Origin of the sequence: Limnohabitans sp. (genome assembly GCF_031538885.1) — a bacterium.
In the GTDB taxonomy this organism is placed as follows: domain Bacteria; phylum Pseudomonadota; class Gammaproteobacteria; order Burkholderiales; family Burkholderiaceae_C; genus Limnohabitans.
Genome location: NZ_JAVKLW010000053.1, coordinates 34,836 through 57,257, shown reverse-complemented (window position 1 = coordinate 57,257; position 22,422 = coordinate 34,836). Strand labels below are relative to the sequence as shown.

Here is a 22,422-nt window from a genome sequence, read left to right as displayed (position 1 = left end):
GATGCGTAAAAGCGTGGGCCATGTCTCGTGTCCTTATGATGCGTTCAATGTACTCAATTCAAAAGCATTCACACAGCGAATTTATCCCTATCCGTCACCTGCGTTACCACGTCCGTCAATGGGGCACGCTCTCTCCCGACACAACACCACTGGTCATGGTCCATGGCTGGATGGATGTGGCGGCCTCGTTCCAGTTCGTGGTGGATGCACTGCAAAACAACCATTGGGTGATCGCCCCTGATTGGCGCGGCTTTGGGCTGACAGAGACACCCCACACCGACAACTTCTGGTTCCCAGACTATCTGGCCGACTTAGACCAACTGCTGGACCACTACGTGGGTGCGCGCCCTGTCCACCTGCTGGGCCACAGCATGGGTGGCCATGTGGCCACCCTCTATGCAGGCGTGCGGCCTGAGCGAGTGAAGAAACTCATCAACCTCGAAGGCTTTGGTATGCCCGCCACCAGACCCAGCCAAGCCCCCACACGCTTGGCCAAATGGATGGACGAAGTCAAAGCACAGACACGTGGTGAGATGTACCTCAAGCCCTATGTCAGCCTAGAGGCCGTCGCACAACGCCTCATCAAAACCAACCCCCGCTTGGGCACGGACAAAGCCCATTGGCTAGCGCAACACTGGGCGCGCGCCAACGACCAAGGCGAATGGCGCATCTTGGGCCATGCGGCACACAAAGTGGTGAATGCCCAACTGTTCAAAACCGATGAAACCCAAGCCATTTACGAACGCATCACCGCCCCCACGCTGTGCGTGGTGGCTAGCAGCGACAGCATGCAGTCATGGTGGAAAGACAGCTACACACAGGCCGAGTTCATGCAGCGCATTGCCGCCATCCCCCACCTCACCCACGCCGTCATAGACGACGCAGGCCACATGCTGCACCACGACCAGCCAGAAGCATTGGCACGTTGGGTGGAGCGTTTTCTCAAGGCATGAGACGAACGAAAGCAGATACGATTCTGTTCTTAGAAACTAAATTCAACCGATGTTTTTCCAACACAAACTGCGTACGCTGCTACTGTCTCTTATGTTTGCTGGCGTTTGGGGGGCAACATCGGTACAAGCGGCTGACAGCAACCTTTACGACCTGCAGCCTTGCCCAGACAGCTTGGCGGTTGAAGGCGGTGCGCAACCCGCCAAAAAGTGGGACCTCACCCTCTCCCCCTACACCCACCACTGGCATTACAGCCCGGAACACAAGCAAGTCATGTTGGGCGCTTTGGACAGCCATGTCAGCGGCGGTCGTTTCTGTGGCATGGCCTTGTTCACCAACTCATTCGGTCAAGGCTCGACCTACGTCTATGTCGGCCAACAGTGGGATGGCATTTGGGGTAACCCAAAACTCTTCACCAAAGTGTCTGCGGGTCTTTTGTACGGCTATCGCGGCGAATACAAAGACAAGATTCCATTCAACCAAATGGGCATTGCACCTGCCATCATTCCGTCGCTGGGTTACACCATCACCCCCAACGACTCGGCACAGGTCTTTTTGCTCGGCAATGCTGGGCTTTTGTTCGCCTACGCACGCAACTTCTGAGAACGGGTCTGAACGTGAGAAAATCTGCGGTTTCCTCTAGACACATAAAGAAGACCGCATCATGGAAGCAGAACGCATCAACCTCATTGGATCTACCCTCGCCGACCTGAGCGTGCGCACGGTAGATCTGCGGAGGTATCTTTGACTACGATGCCAAAGCTGAACGCCTTCGCACCGTTAATGCGTCTCTAGAAGACCCCACCATTTGGAACGACCCCAAAAAAGCACAAGAGCTGGGTCGTGAGAAAAAAGCCCTCGACGGCGTGGTCGTCACCCTCACCCGCCTGACCCAAGAGCTGGAAGACAACGCCGAGTTGTTTGAAATGAGCAAAGCCGACAACGACGAAGACGGCTTGCTGACCATCGAAGCCGACACCCAAGGCTTGGTCAAAACCATCGAAGAGCTCGAATTCCGCCGCATGTTCAGCAACGAGGCCGACCCACTGAATTGTTTTTTGGACATCCAAGCTGGCGCAGGCGGCACAGAGGCCTGCGACTGGGCCAGCATGTTGCTGCGCCAATACCTGAAATACGCCGAACGCAAAGGCTTCAAAACCACGGTGGAAGACGAGTCACCTGGCGACGTGGCAGGCATCAAGGGCGCCACCATCAAGATCGAAGGCGAATACGCGTTTGGTTTGCTGCGCACCGAAACCGGCGTGCACCGTTTGGTGCGCAAGTCGCCTTTTGACAGCTCGGGCGGTCGCCACACCTCGTTTGCCTCGGTGTTTGTGTACCCCGAAATTGATGACTCCATCGAGATTGACATCAACCCATCGGATGTGCGCACCGACACCTACCGTGCCTCGGGCGCGGGGGGGCAACACATCAACAAGACCGACTCGGCCGTGCGTTTGACCCACCTCCCCACAGGCATCGTGGTGCAGTGTCAAGACGGCCGCAGCCAACACAGCAACCGCGACGTGGCGTGGAAGCGCCTGCGCTCACGCTTGTATGACTTCGAGATGCGCAAGCGCCAAGAAGAGCAACAAAAACTCGAAGACACCAAGACCGATGTGGGCTGGGGTCACCAAATTCGCAGCTACGTGCTGGACAACAGCCGCATCAAAGACTTGCGCACCAACGTTGAAGTCTCGGCCACACAAAAAGTCTTGGATGGCGACCTCGATGCGTTCATCGAAGCGTCACTCAAGCAAGGAATTTGAGGTTATTTATGCACCGTGAAGGCACAGCCCCATTGATTCAACGCGCAGACTACACAGCGCCCGCGTTTTGGATTGACACCGTCGATCTGACGTTTGATTTAGACCCCGCCAAGACCCGCGTGCTCAACCACATGCGTGTGCGCCGCAACCCCGACGTGGCGGCTCAGCCTCTGCGCTTGGATGGCGACGAACTCAACTTGGCACGCGTCTTGGTCAACGGCCAAGGCACCTCGTTCAAGATGGACGGCAGCCAGTTGGTGCTGGAAAACTTGCCCGAAGGCCACGCGCCTTTCACGCTGGAAATCTTCACCACCTGCTTGCCTGCCAAGAACACCATGCTCTCGGGCTTGTACGTCAGCAACGACTCGTTCTTCACTCAGTGTGAGGCCGAGGGCTTTCGACGCATCACGTATTTCTTGGACCGCCCCGATGTGATGTCTCACTACAGCGTCACCCTGCGGGCTGACAAAAAAGCCTTCCCCGTGCTGCTGAGCAACGGCAACTTGATGGACGAAGGTTTGCTCGAAGACGGCCGCCACTTCGCCCGCTGGGTCGATCCTCACAAAAAGCCTTGCTACTTGTTTGCCTTGGTCGCAGGCCAGTTTGTCTGCCGCGAACAGCGTGTCAAAGCGCCATCGGGCAAAGAACATGTGCTGCAAGTGTTTGTGCGTTCGGGCGATTTGGACAAAACCGAACACGCCATGAACTCGCTCATGGCCAGCATCAAGTGGGACGAACAGCGCTTTAACTTGAGCCTCGACCTCGAGCGCTTCATGATCGTCGCCACCAGCGACTTCAACATGGGCGCGATGGAGAACAAGGGCCTCAACATCTTCAACACCAAGTTTGTGCTGGCCAACTCGGCCACCGCCACCGACATGGACTACGCCAACATCGAAAGCGTGGTCGGCCACGAGTACTTCCACAACTGGACTGGCAACCGCGTGACTTGCCGCGACTGGTTCCAGCTTTCGCTCAAAGAAGGCCTCACCGTTTTCCGCGACCAAGAGTTCAGTCAAGACTTGGCCGCCGAAGCATTGAAAGCCAATTCACATGGCAACACCGCGCACAATGACTTTGTTGCGGCCTCAGCCAAAGCCGTCAAACGCATCGAAGACGTGCGCTTGCTGCGCACCGCGCAGTTCCCAGAAGACGCAGGCCCCATGGCTCACCCCGTGCGTCCTGACAGCTATGTCGAGATCAACAACTTCTACACCGTCACGATTTACGAAAAAGGCGCTGAGGTAGTGCGCATGATGCAAACCTTGACGTCTCGTGAAGGCTTCGCCAAAGGCATGTCGCTGTACTTCGAGCGCCACGATGGTCAAGCCGTGACGTGCGACGACTTTGCCCAAGCGATTGCCGATGCCAACCCCGGCTCTGCGCTCGCCACGCACTTGACACAGTTCAAGCGCTGGTACGCACAGGCGGGCACACCCCGTGTGCAAGCCGCTGGCAGTTACAACGCCGACACACGCAGCTACACACTGAACCTGAGCCAAAGCTGCCCACCCGGTCCCGGCCAAGACCACAAAGAGCCTTTTGTCATTCCCGTGCAATTTGGCTTGCTGGGTGCTGATGGCCGTGAGGTCTTGCCCAGCCAACTGCTCGTACTTACCGAAGCCACTCAAAGCTTTGAGTTCAAAGACTTGTCGTTGCAAGCGGGTGAAGAACCCGTGCCGTCCATCTTGCGTGGTTTCAGCGCACCGGTGATGCTGGAGAAAGACTTCACGCCCACGCAACTGCTCACGCTCCTCGCGCACGACACCGACCCATTCAACCAATGGGAAGCGGTACAACGCCTGTGTCTGAACGCAGCACTCACTGCTGTGGCTGCCAGCGAGGGACCTACCCACGTGTTGGATGCCGCGTTGATGCAAGCCCTGCGCACCGTGCTGCGCAACCCAGCTTTAGACGCCGCGTTCAAAGACTTGGTACTCACACTGCCCTCTGAAACCTACATCGCCGAACAACTCGATGTGGTCGACCCACAACGCATCCACGCCGTGCGCGAAACCATGCGCGCGCAGCTCGCCCGCGAGTTGCACGACGACTGGGCTTGGGCTTTTGAAGCGCATAGTGAGAACGGCGCTTTCAGCCCCGACCCCGTGTCAAGTGGTCGCCGCGCCTTGAGCGGCATGGCCCTCGCCATGTTGTGCTTGGACGCACGCACCACCGGTGACGTGGTGTGGCCTGAGCGCACCTACCAGTGCTTCCAAGATGCCCACAACATGACCGACCGCTTCAATGCCTTGAGCGCACTGGTTCAAGCTGGGCACACCTTGGCGAGCGACGCGCTGCAACGCTTTTACAACTTGTTCTCACGCGAAGCCTTGGTGATGGACAAATGGTTTGCCCTGCAAGCAGGCAGCACCGACCGTGGTGGCAACGTATTGCCCTTGGTGCGCCACCTCATGCAGCACCCTGACTTCAACCTCAAGAATCCCAACCGCGCACGCAGCTTGATCTTCAGCTTTTGTAGTGCCAACCCCGGCGCCTTCCACCGCACCGATGCCGCAGGCTATGTGTTTTGGAGCGAACGCGTGTTGGAGCTCGATGCCATCAACCCCCAAGTCGCCGCCCGTTTGGCACGCGCCTTAGACCGTTGGCGCAAACTGGCCGAGCCCTACCGCAGCGCTGCGCACGAAGCCATCCAACGCATCGCCGCCAAAACCGATTTAAGCAACGATGTGCGCGAAGTGGTCTCGCGCGCGCTCGCCAACTAAGGACTTGCCATGCCTGTTTCCCTCACCCGCTATCTGGTCGAACAACAACGTGCCAAAGGCCTCATCCCCTCTGAGCTGCGTTTGTTGCTCGAAGTCGTGGCACGTGCTTGCAAAAGCATCAGCCATGCCGTCAACAAAGGCGCTTTGGGCAGCGAACTCGGCGACGTCATGGGCTCGGCTAGCAGCGAAAACGTGCAAGGCGAAGTGCAAAAGAAACTCGACATCATCGCCAACGATGTGTTGATTGAAGCCAACGAATGGGGCGGTCACTTGGCTGCCATGGCGTCCGAAGAAATGGACAGCATCCACGTCGTGCCCAACCGCTACCCCCAAGGCGAATACCTGTTGATGTTTGACCCCCTCGATGGCTCTAGCAACATCGAAGTCAACGTCAGCATTGGCACCATCTTCAGCGTGCTCAAAAAAGTAGACCCCAGCAAAGGCGTGAGCGAGGAAGACTTCTTGCAACCTGGCACCCAGCAAGTGGCCGCAGGCTATTGCGTGTATGGTCCACAAACCACTTTGGTGTTGACCGTGGGGGACGGCGTGGCCATGTTCACCTTGGACCGCGAGCAAGGCTCTTTCGTGCTGACGCATGAAAACGTCAAAGTGCCTGCCGATACCCAAGAGTTCGCCATCAACATGAGCAACATGCGCCATTGGGACGAGCCTGTGAAGCGCTATATCGACGAGTGTTTGCAAGGTGTTGAAGGACCACGTGGCAAAAACTTCAACATGCGTTGGATTGCTTCGATGGTGGCCGATGTACACCGCATCCTCACACGCGGTGGCGTGTTCATGTACCCCTGGGACAAGCGCGAACCCGGCAAAGCTGGCAAGCTGCGCCTGATGTACGAGGCCAACCCCATGAGCTGGTTGATCGAGCAAGCCGGTGGCGCATCCACCAACGGACAGCAGCGCATCTTGGACATTCAACCCACCGAACTTCACCAACGTGTGAGCGTCATCTTAGGCTCGAAGAACGAAGTAGCCCGTGTGACGAGCTACCACGCTTTATAAAAAACCTTCTCTTGGGCTCTGGTGAGCTTGGCAAAGAATTCGTCATCAGCGCGAAGCGCTTGGGCTGCTACGTCGTGTCCTGCGAAAGCTATGCAGGTGCACCCGCCATGCAAGTGGCTGATGAATGCAGCGTGTTCAGCATGTTGAACGAAGCCGCGCTGCCAACCTGACCATGAACCGTGAACGCATCCGTGATGTGGCGGTGGGTCTAGGTGTGCGTACCGCCACGTTCAGCTATGCCAAATCTGCCGACGAGTTGTTGAGCCTCAAGCATTCACGCCAAAACCCGCATGCAGCGGCAAATCACCACCTGCCTGAATAGCCACCGCACAGTACTTGAACTCGGGGATTTTCCCGAACGGATCAAGCGCTGCATTGGTCATCAAATTGGCGGCAGCTTCGTAGTACGCAAACGGGACGAACACTGCGCCCTGGGGCGTTCCGTCGTCGCGACGCACATGCAAGGTCACATGACCACGACGCGAGGCGATGGTGATGACATCCCCTGCCCCCACCTTCAAGCGCTGCATGTCCGCACCACACATAGAGGCCGTTGCCATCGGCTCAATCGCATCGAGCACCGTGGCACGGCGCGTCATGCTGCCTGTGTGCCAGTGCTCAAGTTGACGACCTGTGATGAGCACAAAGGGATAGTCGCGGTCAGGACGCTCGTCTGCGGGAATGATGTCTGCGGGTACCAAATGCACACGACCATCGTCGGTGTCAAAGTGTGATGTGAAGACGGTGGGAGAACCTGGATCCACCTCACTCAAGCAAGGGTAGGTCACGCTGGATTCGCGCTGCAAACGCGCCCATGTGATGCCACTGATGACCGCATGCATGGCTAGGCGCATTTCTTCGTAGACCTCGGCCACGCCACAGTGTTCACCTTGGTAGCCAAACGCGAGGGCACGCCCGCCACCCGGCTGCCCCTGCGCAGGCGACAAGCCATGCAGCGGTGGTGCATGAGGGCCAATTCTTTGGGCAATTTTCTGAATGATCCACAAATCGGACTTGGCTTGACCGGGTGGGTCGATCGCTTGTTGGCCCAGCTGCACCATGCGGTCAGTATTGCTGACCGTGCCTGTTTTTTCAGGCCATGCGGTGGCAGGCAGCACCACGTCGGCGAGCCAAGCGGTTTCGGTCATGAAGATGTCTTGCACCACCAAATGCTCTAACGAGGCCAAGGCATGACGCGCATGGTTCAAATCAGGGTCGCTCATAGCGGGGTTCTCACCCATGATGTACATGCCGCGCACTTTGTGCGGGTCGCTGTCATCGGCCAAAGCTTTGTGCATGATCTCGACCACGGTGTAGCCAGGCTTGTCGTCCAACGGCATGTCCCAGAACTTTTCAAACCAATCGTGTGCGGCCTTGTTAGTGACGCGTTGGTAGTTGGGGTACATCATGGGAATGAGGCCTGCATCGCTGGCGCCCTGCACATTGTTTTGTCCGCGCAGTGGGTGCAAGCCAGAACCGGGCTTGCCGATTTGCCCTGTCACCGTCACCAACGCAATCAAACAACGGGCGTTGTCAGTGCCGTGGATGTGTTGGCTCACGCCCATGCCCCACAACACCATCGCCCCCTTGGATTTAGCGAACTCACGCGCCACTTCACGCAGGGTCTCAGCAGGGACACCACAAATCGGAGCCATTGCCTCGGGGCTGTAGCCTTGAACGTTTGCTTTCAAGGCCTCGTAGTTGTTGGCACGATGACGGATGAAGTCTTCATACGCCAAGCCTTCTTCAATCACGGTGTGAATGAGTGCATTGAGCATGGCCACATCGGTGTCAGGCTTGAACTGCAAAGTGCGCCACGCATGCTTGCCAATGTCGGTGATGCGCGGGTCGGCCAGCACAATCTTGGCACCGCGTTTGGCGGCGTTCTTCATCCATGTGGCGGCCACAGGGTGGTTGGCGGTCGGGTTAGAGCCGATGACGAAAATCAAGTTCGCATATGCCACGTCGTTGACTTGGTTACTCACCGCCGCCGAGCCTACGCCTTCGAGCAGTGCGGCCACGCTAGAGGCGTGGCACAGACGCGTGCAGTGGTCCACGTTGTTAGAGCCAAAGCCTGTGCGCACCAGTTTTTGGAACAAGTAGGCTTCTTCGTTGCTGCCTTTGGCTGAACCCAAACCCGCCAAGGCTTTGGTGCCATGGATGTCGCGCAAGTCTTTGAGCTTGCCAGCACCGAGCGCCAAGGCTTCTTCCCATGTCGCTTCACGGAAGACCTCTGACCAATCTGCGGCATCGCGGTTGAGCCGCCCGATAACCTCTGGGTCTTTGGGCACACCGGGCTTGCGAATCAAAGGCACGGTCAAACGCTGGGGGTTGTGGATGTAGTCGAAGCCAAAACGACCTTTCACACACAAGCGGCTGTGGTTGGCGGGGCCGTCGCGGCCCTCCACGCTGACAATGGTGTTGTCCTTCACGTGGTAGGTTAGCAAACAACCCACGCCGCAGAACGGACAGACGGAGTCCACTTTTTTGTCCACCACTTGTGAACCAATCTGTGTCTTGGGCATCAACGCGCCCGTGGGGCACGCTTGCACACATTCACCGCACGCCACGCACGAGCTGTGGCCCATCTCATCATCTAAGTCAAACACGATTTGGCTGTGCGCACCACGGTTGGCGTAGCCAATCACATCGTTGACTTGCTCTTCACGGCAGGCTCGCACACAACGGTTGCACTGAATACATGCATCCAAATTCACCGCCATGGCAGGGTGTGATACATCGCATGCGGGTTGTTCGCGTCGCAACGCACGCAGCTCTGGACGCACCGACACATTCAAACGCGAAGCCCAATCACTCAGCTCGCCATGCTCGCCCACACCCGCTGCGATGGGGGATGCGCCGGGCAACGATTTTGGCTCGCCGCATGAGGCGCCTAGCGTATCCCCCGTCGCAGCAGCGAGAGAGGGAGCAGCGTCATTCCACTTGTAGCCCACATCAGGCATGTCGGAGAGCAACATCTCCAACACCATCTTCTGGCTCTTCACCGCACGCTCGCTCACCAACACTTCAAGACCCGCTGTCGCCGTGCGGCAGCAGCTCGGTGCCAAGGTGCGTTCGCCTTTGATTTCCACCACACACGCGCGACAGTTGCCGTCTGGGCGCAAACCATCTTTGTAACAAAGGTGGGGAATGTCCACACCGTGACGCTGAGCCGCCTTCAAAATAGTTTCGCCCTCATAGGCATGGATGGTTTGTTGGTCAAGCGTGAACGCGACGGTTGGCGGTATCAAGTTTGTGGGTTGGGTCGAGGCGTTCACTTAAACGACCTCCTCTGGGAAGTACTTTTGCACACAACGCACAGGGTTGGGTGCAGCTTGACCCAAACCACAAATGGAGGCGTCGATCATCACTTGATTCAAGTCTTCCAACGTCGTGTTGTCCCACACCTTGGCCTGCATCAGTTGTGCAGCTTTCGCAGTGCCCACACGACACGGGGTGCATTGGCCACAGCTCTCGTGCGCAAAAAAATTCATCATGTTGACGGCCGCATCGCGCGCTGAATCGTGCTGGCTCAACACAATCACAGCGGCTGAACCAATGAAGCAGCCATAGGGTTGCAAGGTGTCAAAGTCCAAAGGAATGTCGTTCATGCGCGCGGGCAAGATGCCGCCCGAGGCTCCGCCGGGCAAATAGGCATAGAGCTCATGACCGTCACGCATGCCACCGCAATACTCGTCAATCAACTCTTGGATGGTGATGCCCGCAGGAGCCAGTTTGACCCCGGGTTGTTTGACGCGACCACTCACACTGAAACTGCGCAAACCTTTGCGTCCGTGTCGGCCAAAACCGCTAAACCAATCTGCGCCTTTTTGCACAATGTCGCGTACCCAATAGAGGGTTTCAAAGTTATGTTCCAAGGTAGGCCTGCCAAACAAACCCACTTGGGCAATGTAGGGCGGGCGCATGCGTGGCTCACCGCGTTTGCCTTCGATGCTTTCAATCATCGCGGACTCTTCACCGCAGATGTAGGCACCTGCACCGCGTCGCAACTCGATGTGTGGCAACGGGCAAGGTGGGTTGGCTTGTAAGTGAGCCAACGCTTGCGTGAGCAAGTCACGGCAGCCGTGGTACTCGTCACGCAAATAAATGTAAATGGCGTCGATGCCCACCACCTGCGCGGCCACCAGCATGCCTTCTAAAAAACGGTGTGGGTCACGCTCGAGGTAAGTGCGGTCTTTGAAGGTGCCGGGTTCGCCTTCGTCAATGTTGACGGCCATCAAACGTGGCGCGGGTTGTTCGCGCACGATGCGCCATTTGCGCCCTGCCGGAAAACCTGCGCCACCCAAGCCGCGCAAGCCAGAGTCTTCCATGGCCTTGAGCACTTGCTCCGTCTCTACTTTGCCTGCGTGCAAATCTGCAAGCAAGCGGTAGCCGCCGTCGGCCACATACGCATCCAAGTCCACATGCTCGGTCATGGCTTGATGGGTTTGCTTGGCATTCACTGCAGCCACCACCAACTCTGGTGTGGCATGTGGCACAGGGTTTTGATGCACCACGGCCACAGGCGCTTGCTCGCAACGGCCCACGCAGGGCGCAGAAATCACACGCACATCGGCATTGCCTAGCAAGGCGGGCAACTTCTCTATCAATTGTTTGGCACCTGACAGCTCACAGCTCAAACCATCGCACACACGCACGGTCAAACCGGGTGCGGCTTCATCGCCACGCACGACTTCGAAGTGATGATAGAACGTGGCCACTTCAAACACCTCCGCCATCGGCAGCTTCATCTCTTTGGCCAAGGCCACCAAGTGACGGTCATGCAAACAACGATAGGCATCGTTGAGTTTGTGTAAATGCTCAATCAGCAAATCACGGCGATGCGGGGCTTCGCCAATCAAGGCGAGCACCTTTTGCAATGACACATCATCGGCTTGTCGGCCTTTGAGCTGACCTTTACGACGAATTGTTTCGCGCAGTTGATCGACCGTGGCGACAACGACGCTGGGGGGAAAAGGACGGGAAGCTGAATGGTTCATGGGACAGAAAACAAGTATCAACAGATACGATACCCTGAAAATCCAAGGAACACCAAATGATGCACCTCAGCGACGGCATGCTGTCGTGACCTGCCCCCAATTCCCGTACCAATCTAAACTCCAGAAGTCCGAGGTTTGCAAGGTTAGCTGACTCCAGTTTCTTCCTTGCTGTCATTCATCGAATCGCGGGTGATCCGTCGATTCATCGTCATACCGCAAAACAAACGCGCTAGGTATGAAATGCGCAAACGATTGCTTATCACCCAGTCATGCATTTTGTATTATCTGAGTATTCCCCATCCAAGTTTCTCCATGCGACGCAAGCTCCCCTCCACCCAATCCCTCATCTGCTTTGAAGCCGCCGCTCGCCACACCAGCTTCACCAAAGCTGGACAAGAGCTCGCCTTGACGCAAGGTGCCGTCTCGCGCCAAGTGGCGGCGCTCGAGGACATGCTGGGCGTCACCTTATTCAAACGTGGGCAACATGGCATGCAACTCACAGCCGCGGGACAAGACTACGCACGGAAGGTGAATAAGCGCCTCGATGCCTTGGAGCGTGACACCCTCGATGTCATGGGCGCACAAGGCCAGAACGAAAGTCTGACACTGGCCGCTGTACCCACGCTGGCCTCGCGTTGGCTCATCCCTCGCTTGCCGTCCTTCACACAGGCTTTTCCGCAAAATCAAATTCACATTGAAACCCGCACACGACCCTTCATGTTCAGTGACTCAGGGATGGACGCGGCCTTGTATGCTGGCACGCCCGCTCAAGTGCTCCAGTGGGCAGGCACGCTGGCGACCAAACTGTTTAATGAAACAGTGATTCCCGTTTGCAGTCCTGCGCTGCTGAAAAAAAAACAACCCCTGACCCCGTCGCAACTGCTGCACATGCCCTTGTTGCAACAGTCCACCCGTCCCGAAGCTTGGCGACAGTGGTTTGAGGCACAAGGTGTCGATGCCCCCCGCGCTATGACCGGCCCACGGTATGAGCTTTTTTCCATGCAAGTCGCCGCCGCCCGCTGTGGCTTAGGCATCTCGCTCATTCCCACTTTGTTGATTTCAAATGAACTCACTAGTGGCGACTTGGTGGTGGCCTGCAACCGCCCTTTAACTGGCTTGCGGGCTTATTACTTGATAGAACCGCACATCGCGCCACCCCGCGAAATCTGGCGGCATTTCAAAGACTGGCTGATTCAACAAAAAGAAGCGGATTGCTGACGGTCACCGCCAGCGCACACCCCCTGATCTTAAGTGGACAAGGTCTCTGCGATGCGCTTGGCACACGCATTGGCTTGCGCTTCGTCGCGTGCCTCCACCATCACACGCACCAAAGGCTCGGTGCCGCTGGCACGAATCAACACACGGCCTGTGTCACCCAATTCGGCTTCAGCTTTTTGCACTTCTTCTTTCATGCACAAGTTGGACTGCCAATCTTGGCCGGGACGTAAGCGCACGTTGATAAGAGTTTGCGGAAACAGTGTGACGTCTTTGAGCAAGTCAGCCATGGCACGACCGCTGCGCACACAGGTTTGCAAAATCTGCAAGGCACTCACCAAACCATCGCCAGTGGTGTGCTTGTCTAAGGCTAGCAAGTGGCCGGAGCCCTCACCGCCCAAAATCCACTGGTGCTTGGCCAGTTCTTCGAGCACGTAGCGGTCCCCCACCCTGGCGCGCACAAACTGCACGCCACGTTTTTTCAACGCGACTTCGACGGCCATGTTGGTCATCAAGGTGCCCACCACGCCTGGCACGACTTCGTCGTTCGCCAAACGATCGTCGGCCATCAAGTAAAGCAGTTCGTCACCGTTGTAGAGACGCCCCTGTGCATCGACCATTTGCAAACGGTCCGCATCACCATCCAAGGCAATGCCAAAGTCCGCATGGTTGGCTTTGACGGCACGTACCAAGGCATCAGGATGGGTCGCGCCCACCTCATGGTTGATGTTCAATCCATCGGGACTGCAACCAATGGCAATCACATCAGCACCCAACTCGTGAAACACTTTGGGCGCGATGTGATACGCCGCACCGTGTGCAGCATCGACCACAATTTTCAAACCTTTGAGCGTGAGGTCGTTAGAGAACGTACTTTTGCAAAACTCAATGTAGCGACCTGCGGCATCGTCCAAGCGTTTGGTTTTACCGAGGTTCGCAGAGTCCACCCACACAGGCTGTTCATCCAAGACAGCTTCCACCGCCAGTTCCCATGCATCACTCAATTTATTGCCTTGGGCGCTGAAAAACTTGATGCCGTTGTCTGCAAACGGGTTATGACTAGCGCTGATAACCACGCCCAAGCTCGCACGCTGCGCACGCGTGAGGTAGGCCACCCCCGGTGTGGGCAATGGCCCCAGCAACACCACGTTCACACCCGCTGAGTTGAAGCCGGACTCTAAGGCTGACTCCAACATATAGCCTGAAATACGCGTGTCCTTGCCAATCAACACGGTCGGGTGCGCCTCAGTTTTTTTGAGTACACGGCCCACGGCATGCGCCAAGCGCAACACAAAATCTGGCGTGATGGGCGCTTGGCCCACCGTGCCACGAATGCCGTCTGTTCCAAAATATTTGCGCGTCATTGTCTGTTTTGCCTTGGTGTTATTTTTTTGATTGTCTATCGCTGTGCATACATTGTCTCAAACTCGTGCAGCCTGCCAAACTTTCAGCGCTTGCACCGTCTGCGCTACATCGTGCACACGCACCAAGTGTGCGCCGCGCTCCACCGCCAGCAGCGCAGCTGCCACGCTGGGCACCATGCGGTCAGCAACCTCACAACCAGTCACCGCGCCGAGAGACGATTTACGCGACCACCCCACCAGCAAGGGATAGCCCAAAGCGAGCAATGATTCTTGATGCGTCAACAACTCGAAGTTTTGCGCCACAGTTTTTCCAAAACCAACACCAGGATCGAGTGCGATGCGCTCATGCGCCACACCCAAGGCTTGCAAAGCTTGTGCCTGGTGCTTCAAGAAGGCAAGCACAGGTTGAATGGCTGTGCCATCCATCGGCAAAGTTTGCATGGTTTGAGGTTCGCCATGCATGTGCATCAAGCACACACCGCAACGGGCATGTGCCGCCACCACTTGCTGCGCACCTGCTTGGCGGAGTGCCCACACGTCGTTGATGATGTCCGCTCCTGCATCCAACACCGCTTGCATGAGCGCAGGTTTGTAAGTGTCAATCGAGATCGGCACATTCAAGCGCACCGCCTCGCGCACCACGGGTAAGACGCGGGCCAATTCGTCTTCGAGCGACACCGCAGGCGCACCAGGGCGAGTGGACTCCCCCCCGATGTCCAAGATCTGCGCGCCATCTTTGAGCAACTGTTCGCAGTGCGCCAAAGCTGCACGCGTCGTGGCATGTTGCCCACCATCCGAGAAGGAGTCTGGCGTGACATTGACGATGCCCATGACCTGTGGTTGCGACAGGTCCATGCGAAAGCGTGAGGTTTGCCAAAACATAAATGCTCCATGAAAAACGGGGCTTGCGCCCCGTCTTCGGTTTTAGCCAGCCACTTTATTAAGCGGCTGAGGGGGAAGGGTCTGGTTGCACCGCAGGGGTGCCTCCACCGCTGTCACCGCCAGAAGGGGTGCGTGGTGTCCAATCTTTGGGAGAACGTGGTTGACGGCCTTCCATGATGTCGTCGATTTGTTCTTTGTCGATGGTTTCCCATTCGAGCAAAGCTTTGGCCATGGTGTGCATCTTGTCGGCGTTGTCTTCAATCAAGCGACGGGCCAAGTCGTATTGCATGTCGATGATGCGACGCACTTCTACATCCACTTTTTGCATGGTGGCTTCCGACATGCTGGTGGTCTTTGTGACCGAGCGGCCCAAGAACACTTCACCTTCGTTTTCAGCGTACACCATAGGGCCTAAGGCTTCGGTCATTCCGTAACGCGTCACCATGTCACGGGCGATGGAAGTCGCACGCTCAAAGTCGTTGCTGGCACCCGTAGTCATTTGGTGCATGAACACTTCTTCAGCAATACGGCCGCCAAACAACATGCTGATTTGGTTGAGCATGTAGTCGCGGTCGTAGCTGTAGCGGTCTTTCTCAGGCAAGCTCATGGTCACGCCAAGGGCGCGACCACGCGGAATGATGGTGACCTTATGAACAGGGTCACACTTGGGCAAAAGCTTGCCAATCAGCGCGTGGCCAGACTCGTGGTACGCCGTGTTGCGACGCTCCTCTTCAGGCATCACCATGCTCTTGCGCTCGGGGCCCATCAAAATTTTGTCTTTGGCTTTTTCGAAATCGACCATCTCCACCACGCGGGCGTTGCGACGTGCGGCCATCAAAGCCGCCTCGTTGCACAAGTTAGCCAAGTCCGCACCACTCATGCCAGGTGTACCGCGTGCAATCACGCTGGGATTAACGTCTTGCCCAATCGGCACTTTGCGCATGTGCACATTCAAAATTTGTTCACGGCCACGGATGTCAGGCAAGGTCACATACACTTGACGGTCAAAGCGCCCAGGACGCAACAGCGCCGCATCCAAAATATCGGGGCGGTTGGTCGCAGCCACCACGATCACACCGAGGTTGGTTTCGAAGCCATCCATCTCGACCAACATTTGGTTCAAGGTTTGTTCACGTTCGTCGTTGCCGCCGCCCACACCGGCACCACGCTGGCGACCCACGGCATCAATCTCGTCAATGAAAACAATGCATGGAGCGTTCTTCTTGGCGTTTTCAAACATGTCGCGCACGCGGGCTGCCCCCACGCCGACAAACATCTCCACAAAGTCAGAACCAGAAATGCTGAAGAACGGCACTTTGGCTTCGCCGGCAATACCCTTGGCCAGCAATGTTTTACCAGTACCAGGAGGGCCGACCAACAACAAGCCGCGAGGGATACGCCCCCCCAGTTTTTGGAATCGCTGAGGGTCTTTCAAGAAGTCCACGACTTCTTTGACTTCTTCTTTTGCTTCATCGCAACCAGCCACGTCCGCAAAAGTGACTTGGTTGTTGTTCTCATCCAACATGCGCGCTTTGCTCTTGCCAAAGCTGAAAGCACCGCCTTTGCCACCGCCTTGCATCTGGCGCATGAAGTACACCCACACACCAATCAAGAGCAACATGGGGCCCCAGCTGATCAGCAAGGTCATGAGAAGTGATCCCTCTTCGCGAGGCTTGACGTCAAACTTCACACCATTGGCAATGAGGTCGCCCACCAAACCACGGTCAAGGTAAGTGGCCGTTGTGCGAATTTTGCGTTCATCGTTGGTGACCGCCGTGATTTCTGTGCCGCCTTGACCTTCTTGAATGGTCGCCGTTTTGATGCGTTTGGCACGAACTTCTTCAAGAAAGTCCGAATAGCCCAAATAACCAGAGCCTGCGCCTGGGCGTGTTTCAAACTGTTTGAACACGGTAAACATCACCAAAGCGATGACCAACCAAACAGCGACTTTTGAGAACCATTGATTGTTCAATGTGGGCTCCGAAATAAAAAGAGTACGAGATGTACTGAGATGGGCTTGATTTTAGGCGTTTCAAGTACCTGTGCCGCTTTATTCTTGGGCAGCGGCCTTATGAATCTCAAGGATTTACCGAAACGCGACTTTTCACGCCCATGCCAACCAAAAAGGTTTCACTTGATTTGTCGCGGCTCGCCTTTGGCTTGATGGGTTTGACCACGCGGAATGTCGTTTTGAAAAGATTCACCAAGTCGCTGTAGCCACTGCCATGAAACAGCTTGACCACCAAAGTGCCATCGTCTTTCAAATGCTTTTGCGCAAAGTCCACTGCCAACTCAATCAAATGCGCAATGCGCGTGGCATCGGTTGAGCCAATGCCAGACAAGTTGGGGGCCATGTCAGACACCACCACATCGACAACACGGCCTTGCAAGGCGGCTTCGAGTTGCGCCAAGACAGCCTCCTCACGAAAGTCGCCCTGGATGAAGGTGACATCCTCCACAGGCATCATGGGCAAAATGTCCAAGCCGATGATGGTGCCGTTCAACGTACCCGATGCCGCCCCTGTGGGCGACATGCGGCGACGCAAGTACTGACACCACGCACCCGGCGCACACCCCAAATCCACCACCACGTTGCCGGGCTTGATGAGGTTGAGCTGCTCGTCAATTTCTTTGAGCTTGTAGGCTGCACGTGCGCGATAGCCCTCTCGCTGTGCCAGCTTGACGTAGGTGTCGTTCACATGGTCGTTCAACCATGTTTTATTCACCTTTTTGCTTTTAGTTTTAGCTTTCAATTCAACCCTTTATACGTCCACCGCAGCGAGCGGGGATAATACCTGTATGTCTGCAATACAACTCACACCTGCTCAACGCAAAATTCACCGCGCCGAAGCGCACCATTTAGACCCTGTGGTCATGATCGGTAACGATGGTTTAACCCCCGCCGTCCTCAAAGAAGCCGAGATGGCGCTCAACGCACACGGCCTCATCAAAATCCGCGTGCTAGGCGACGACCGCCAAGCACGCGAAGCCATGTTTGTGGCTTTGGCCGATCAACTCAACGCCGCGCCCATTCAACACATTGGCAAGCTGTTTGTGCTGTGGCGTCCACGCGCTGAGAAAGAACGCACTGCCGACGAAGACCGCATGGCTGGTCCTCGCGATGTGAAGGTGCTCAAGTACAGCAGCCGTGGCGGTCAACGCCCAGAGGTCAAAACTTTGCGCGTCTTGGGCAACCAACGCCTCACATCGGGTGGTCAGGTCAAACGCGCCAAACCGAAAAAGATTTCGGTCAAAAAACGTACTTTGGGTTAATCGTTTTGCGCTGAGTCTGCTGACTCAGCAGGTTCGAACTTGACGGGGCACAAGGCCCAAAGCACCTTCGTAGCGCACAGCCACTGTGCCACATACAACGCAGACCCGAAGTTGTGCCACAACGCCATGTTGTCACGGGCCACGATGTGGGGCTTCACCACCATTTCAATCAACAACGCACACAACATGCCGCCAATCACCCAAGGTGAGGGGGTGTTGGTTGTGTCTCGGCTTTGACGCTGGGCCGCCAACAAAAGCAGCAAACCACAGACCAGCGACAACCAAGACTGCGCGGTGAACAACTTAGCCGCCATTTGTCCCGCAATAGCAGGGGTTTCAAGGTGCACAAACAACAGGGGCACCACCATGAACCCAACGCAACACAGGCTCCCCCACCACAGCGCCGCTAAAAAGACTTGTAGCCGCGCCATGTATGGCTTTAGAGGTAAGAGACTTTGACCACTTCGTAGTGCTTCACACCACCTGGGGCTTGCACTTCAGCGACATCGCCCTCTTCCTTGCCAATCAAGGCACGGGCAATCGGGCTGCTGATGTTGATGAGGCCGAGCTTCAAATCGGCTTCGTCTTCGCCCACGATTTGGTAAGTCACTTTGTCACCCGAGTCTTCGTCTTCCAATGCCACGGTCGCGCCAAACACCACACGACCACCTGCATCGAGCGATGTAGGGTCAATGACTTGGGCCACCGACAACTTACCTTCAATTTCTTGAATGCGGCCTTCAATGAAACCCTGACGGTCTTTGGCTGCATCGTATTCAGCGTTTTCACTCAAGTCGCCTTGGGCACGGGCTTCGGCAATCGCAGCAATGACGGAGGGACGCTCGATGGTTTTGAGTTTATGCAACTCATCCTTGAGCTTCTCTGCGCCACGCTTGGTGATGGGAACTGTACTCATCATGTGTCCTTCAGCCTTCTTAGTTAGCCGTCAACTGAGCGTGCATTTCCTGCACGGAAATGACATCCAATTTGTCCATGTACTTCATGCCTTCCACAGCCGCTTCTGCGCCTGCGATGGTGGTGAAGGTGGTCACACGGTTGAGCAATGCCGAGGTGCGAATGTGGCGGGAATCGGCAATCGCGTTGCGACGCTCTTCCACGGTGTTGATGACCAACACCACTTCGTTGTTTTTGATGGCATCTACGATGTGGGGACGGCCTTCTGTCACTTTGTTCACCACATCACAAGACACACAGGCCTCTTGAATCGCTGACGCGGTGCCTTTGGTGGCAATCAATTCAAAGCCCATGACGGCCAACTGACGCGCCACTTCAATGGCGCGTGGCTTGTCGTTGTTCTTCACCGAAATGAACACTTTGCCGGTGGATCGACCATCGGCATCACGTGGACGAGGCAATTTGGTGCCTGCGCCCAATTGGCTCTTCACAAAGGCTTCGCCAAATGTTTTGCCCACACCCATGACTTCGCCAGTGGACTTCATCTCTGGGCCAAGGATGGTGTCCACGCCAGGGAACTTCACGAAGGGGAACACCGCTTCTTTCACACTGAAATAAGGTGGCGTGACTTCTTGGGTGATGCCTTGTGAGGCGAGGGTTTGACCCGCCATACAACGTGCAGCAACCTTGGCCAATTGAATGCCCGTGGCTTTAGACACGTAAGGAACAGTGCGTGAGGCGCGTGGGTTGACTTCCAGCACATAGATGACGTCTTTGCCGTCCACGTGTTGAATCGCGAACTGCACATTCATCAAACCGACCACGTTCAACGCACCGGCCATCGCGGCAGATTGACGCTTGAGTTCAGCCACTGTTTCAGCGGACAAAGAGTAAGGCGGCAATGAGCAAGCCGAGTCACCGCTGTGCACGCCGGCTTGTTCGATGTGCTCCATCACGCCACCAATGAAGGTCTTGCCTTCGGGGTCACGCAGGCAATCCACATCACACTCAATCGCATCGTTCAAGAAACGGTCGAGCAACACAGGCGAGTCGTGCGACACCTTGACCGCTTCGCGCATGTAGCGCTCTAAGTCGCGTTGTTCGTGCACGATTTCCATGGCGCGGCCACCCAACACATAGCTGGGACGCACCACGAGGGGATAGCCCAAGGCGGCTGCTTTTTCCAAAGCTTCTGGTTCGGTACGGGCCGTGGCGTTCGGCGGTTGACGCAGGCCGAGGTTTTGCAACAACTTTTGGAAACGCTCACGGTCTTCGGCTGCATCAATCATGTCTGGGCTGGTGCCGATAATGGGCACGCCCGCCGCCTCCAAGCCGAGCGCCAACTTCAAAGGCGTTTGACCGCCGTATTGCACGATCACGCCCGTGGGCTTTTCTTTGGCGACGATCTCGAGCACGTCTTCGAGCGTCAAAGGCTCAAAGTACAAACGGTCCGAGGTGTCGTAGTCGGTGGACACGGTCTCTGGGTTGCAGTTGACCATGATGGTTTCATAGCCGTCTTCGCGCATGGCGAGTGCGGCGTGAACGCAGCAGTAGTCAAACTCAATGCCTTGGCCAATGCGATTAGGACCGCCGCCGAGCACCATGATTTTTTTGTTGTTCGTGGGGTCGGCCTCACATTCGCCGTTGCCCATGCCGAAAGCATCGCCGTTGCCTTCGTAGCAGGAGTACATGTAAGCGGTATCGGTCGAGAACTCGGCCGCACAGGTGTCCACGCGCTTGTAGACGGGGCGAATGTTGAGTTCATGGCGACGTGCGCGCACCACATGCTCGGTGGTCTTGAGCAACTTGGCCAAACGGCGGTCGGAGAAGCCCTTCTTTTTCAAAGCACGCAACTCATGGGCAGCGATGACGTCGAGTGAGGTGGTTTCGAGTTCCAGCTCAATCTTCACGATCTCTTCGATTTGCACCAAGAACCAAGGGTCGATCTTGGTCAGCGCACACACCTCGTCCACACTCAGGCCCATGGCGAAGGCATCGCCCACGTACCAAATGCGCTCGGGACCAGGCTCACCCAGTTCTTTTTCCAGCACTTCGCGGTCTTGGGTTTTTTCGTTCATGCCGTCCACGCCCACTTCCAAACCGCGCAAAGCTTTTTGGAAGGACTCTTGGAAAGTGCGGCCCATGGCCATCACCTCGCCCACCGATTTCATTTGGGTGGTCAAGCGGCTGTCAGCCGTTGGGAATTTTTCAAACGCGAAACGTGGAATCTTGGTGACGACGTAGTCAATCGAGGGTTCGAACGACGCAGGCGTTGCACCGCCCGTGATGTCGTTGCGCAGCTCGTCGAGGGTGTAACCCACCGCCAACTTGGCGGCGACTTTGGCAATCGGGAAACCCGTGGCTTTGGAAGCCAACGCAGATGAGCGCGACACGCGTGGATTCATCTCAATGACCACCATGCGGCCATCTTTGGGGTTGATGGAGAACTGCACGTTTGAGCCGCCTGTGTCCACACCGATTTCGCGCAACACCGCCAATGAGGCGTTACGCAAGATTTGGTACTCCTTGTCAGTCAAGGTTTGCGCAGGAGCCACGGTGATGGAGTCGCCCGTGTGCACGCCCATCGGGTCCAAGTTTTCGATCGAGCAAACGATGATGCAGTTGTCCGCCTTGTCGCGCACCACTTCCATCTCGTACTCTTTCCAGCCGAGCAAAGATTCTTCAATCAACAACTCGTTGGTGGGCGAAGCTTCCAAACCGCGCTTGCAGATGATTTCAAACTCTTCGGGGTTGTAGGCAATGCCGCCACCCGTGCCACCCAGCGTGAAGCTGGGGCGAATGACGGTGGGGAAGCCCAAACTTTTTTGCACATCCCAAGCCTCACCCATGCTGTGCGCAATGCCTGAACGCGCAGAACCCAAACCAATCTTGGTCATGGCGTCTTTGAACTTCAAGCGGTCTTCGGCTTTGTCGATGGCCTCAGGCGTGGCGCCAATCAGCTCCACCTTGTACTTGGCCAGCACGCCGTGGTGCCACAAGTCCAACGCACAATTGAGCGCAGTTTGGCCGCCCATCGTAGGCAAGATGGCGTCGGGACGCTCTTTGGCAATGATCCTCTCCACCGTTTGCCACGTGATGGGCTCGATGTAGGTGACGTCGGCCGTGGCAGGGTCGGTCATGATCGTGGCTGGGTTGCTGTTGATCAAGATGACCTTGTAGCCCTCTTCACGCAAAGCTTTGCAAGCTTGCACGCCAGAGTAATCAAATTCGCAGGCCTGACCAATGATGATCGGGCCTGCGCCAATGATGAGAATGCTTTTTAGGTCGGTGCGCTTAGGCATGTTTG

Annotated in this window: 18 protein-coding genes; 9 read left to right on the top strand and 9 right to left on the bottom strand. The window is 56.4% G+C overall.

Annotated elements, in window-relative coordinates; translation table 11 throughout:
- Positions 1–47 precede the first annotated feature (47 nt).
- From RMS03_RS03665 to RMS03_RS03635, 7 genes are all read left to right on the top strand, one after another.
- The gene (locus RMS03_RS03665; RefSeq protein ID WP_310625753.1) at positions 48–953 is read left to right on the top strand and encodes an alpha/beta hydrolase; all 906 of its coding nucleotides are present in this window, start codon (positions 48–50) and stop codon (positions 951–953) included.
- A gap of 49 nt (positions 954–1,002) precedes the next feature.
- Positions 1,003–1,554 carry a hypothetical protein gene (locus RMS03_RS03660; RefSeq protein WP_310625752.1) on the top strand — a complete coding sequence of 184 codons (552 nt, stop codon included), beginning with the start codon at positions 1,003–1,005 and terminating at the stop codon, positions 1,552–1,554.
- A gap of 61 nt (positions 1,555–1,615) precedes the next feature.
- Positions 1,616–2,720 (top strand): peptide chain release factor 2 gene (gene prfB, locus RMS03_RS03655; RefSeq protein WP_310625751.1). Its coding sequence is split into 2 segments (ribosomal slippage): positions 1,616–1,696 and positions 1,698–2,720, totalling 1,104 coding nucleotides; the frame shifts between segments, so codons are not numbered across the junction.
- An 8-nt stretch (positions 2,721–2,728) separates the two neighbouring features.
- The gene (gene pepN / locus RMS03_RS03650; protein WP_310625750.1) at positions 2,729–5,446 is read left to right on the top strand and encodes an aminopeptidase N; all 2,718 of its coding nucleotides are present in this window, start codon (positions 2,729–2,731) and stop codon (positions 5,444–5,446) included.
- A 9-nt stretch (positions 5,447–5,455) separates the two neighbouring features.
- Entirely contained in the window at positions 5,456–6,466 is a 1,011-nt protein-coding gene (locus RMS03_RS03645; protein WP_310625749.1) for a class 1 fructose-bisphosphatase, read from the top strand.
- An 11-nt stretch (positions 6,467–6,477) separates the two neighbouring features.
- Complete coding sequence (locus RMS03_RS03640) at positions 6,478–6,636, top strand: hypothetical protein (RefSeq protein WP_310625748.1); 159 nt, start codon at positions 6,478–6,480, stop codon at positions 6,634–6,636.
- A gap of 2 nt (positions 6,637–6,638) precedes the next feature.
- Positions 6,639–6,788 (top strand): hypothetical protein, encoded by a 150-nt coding sequence (locus RMS03_RS03635; RefSeq protein WP_310625747.1) that lies wholly within the window; start codon positions 6,639–6,641, stop codon positions 6,786–6,788.
- On the opposite strand, the gene RMS03_RS03630 is transcribed toward RMS03_RS03635, so the two are convergent.
- Complete coding sequence (locus RMS03_RS03630; protein ID WP_310625746.1) at positions 6,733–9,744, bottom strand: molybdopterin-dependent oxidoreductase; 3,012 nt, start codon at positions 9,742–9,744, stop codon at positions 6,733–6,735. The two genes, RMS03_RS03635 and RMS03_RS03630, sit on opposite strands and share 56 nt — an antisense overlap.
- Positions 9,745–11,466: an NADH-ubiquinone oxidoreductase-F iron-sulfur binding region domain-containing protein gene (locus RMS03_RS03625; RefSeq protein WP_310625745.1), complete on the bottom strand. Its 1,722-nt coding sequence runs from the start codon at positions 11,464–11,466 to the stop codon at positions 9,745–9,747.
- Positions 11,467–11,778: 312 nt separating this feature from the next.
- Between RMS03_RS03625 and RMS03_RS03620 the strand changes: the two genes are divergently transcribed.
- Positions 11,779–12,684 carry a LysR substrate-binding domain-containing protein gene (locus RMS03_RS03620; RefSeq protein WP_310625744.1) on the top strand — a complete coding sequence of 302 codons (906 nt, stop codon included), beginning with the start codon at positions 11,779–11,781 and terminating at the stop codon, positions 12,682–12,684.
- 29 nt (positions 12,685–12,713) lie between these two features.
- On the opposite strand, the gene glmM is transcribed toward RMS03_RS03620, so the two are convergent.
- The 4 genes from glmM to RMS03_RS03600 form a co-directional block, all read right to left on the bottom strand.
- Positions 12,714–14,045 (bottom strand): phosphoglucosamine mutase, encoded by a 1,332-nt coding sequence (gene glmM, locus RMS03_RS03615; protein ID WP_310625743.1) that lies wholly within the window; start codon positions 14,043–14,045, stop codon positions 12,714–12,716.
- 57 nt (positions 14,046–14,102) lie between these two features.
- The gene (folP, locus tag RMS03_RS03610) at positions 14,103–14,927 is read right to left on the bottom strand and encodes a dihydropteroate synthase (protein WP_310625742.1); all 825 of its coding nucleotides are present in this window, start codon (positions 14,925–14,927) and stop codon (positions 14,103–14,105) included.
- 58 nt (positions 14,928–14,985) lie between these two features.
- Entirely contained in the window at positions 14,986–16,899 is a 1,914-nt protein-coding gene (ftsH, locus tag RMS03_RS03605) for an ATP-dependent zinc metalloprotease FtsH (RefSeq protein ID WP_310625741.1), read from the bottom strand.
- Between the two features lie 106 nt (positions 16,900–17,005).
- The gene (locus RMS03_RS03600; protein WP_310625740.1) at positions 17,006–17,680 is read right to left on the bottom strand and encodes an RlmE family RNA methyltransferase; all 675 of its coding nucleotides are present in this window, start codon (positions 17,678–17,680) and stop codon (positions 17,006–17,008) included.
- Between the two features lie 46 nt (positions 17,681–17,726).
- Here RMS03_RS03600 and RMS03_RS03595 point away from each other — a divergent pair, with 46 nt between their 5' ends.
- Positions 17,727–18,200: a YhbY family RNA-binding protein gene (locus RMS03_RS03595; protein WP_310625739.1), complete on the top strand. Its 474-nt coding sequence runs from the start codon at positions 17,727–17,729 to the stop codon at positions 18,198–18,200.
- Here the strand turns inward: RMS03_RS03595 and RMS03_RS03590 are convergent.
- Genes RMS03_RS03590 through carB form a run of 3 tightly spaced genes read right to left on the bottom strand, consistent with a single transcriptional unit; the run spans position 18,197 to position 22,417 of the window.
- On the bottom strand, positions 18,197–18,631 hold the full coding sequence (locus tag RMS03_RS03590; protein WP_310625738.1) for a DUF4149 domain-containing protein: 435 nt from the start codon (positions 18,629–18,631) through the stop codon (positions 18,197–18,199). The genes RMS03_RS03595 and RMS03_RS03590 overlap by 4 nt on opposite strands.
- A gap of 8 nt (positions 18,632–18,639) precedes the next feature.
- On the bottom strand, positions 18,640–19,116 hold the full coding sequence (gene greA / locus RMS03_RS03585; RefSeq protein WP_310625737.1) for a transcription elongation factor GreA: 477 nt from the start codon (positions 19,114–19,116) through the stop codon (positions 18,640–18,642).
- Positions 19,117–19,135: 19 nt separating this feature from the next.
- A complete protein-coding gene (gene carB, locus RMS03_RS03580) occupies positions 19,136–22,417 on the bottom strand; it encodes a carbamoyl-phosphate synthase large subunit (protein ID WP_310625736.1) in 3,282 nt (1,093 codons plus the stop codon).
- Positions 22,418–22,422: the final 5 nt, after the last annotated feature.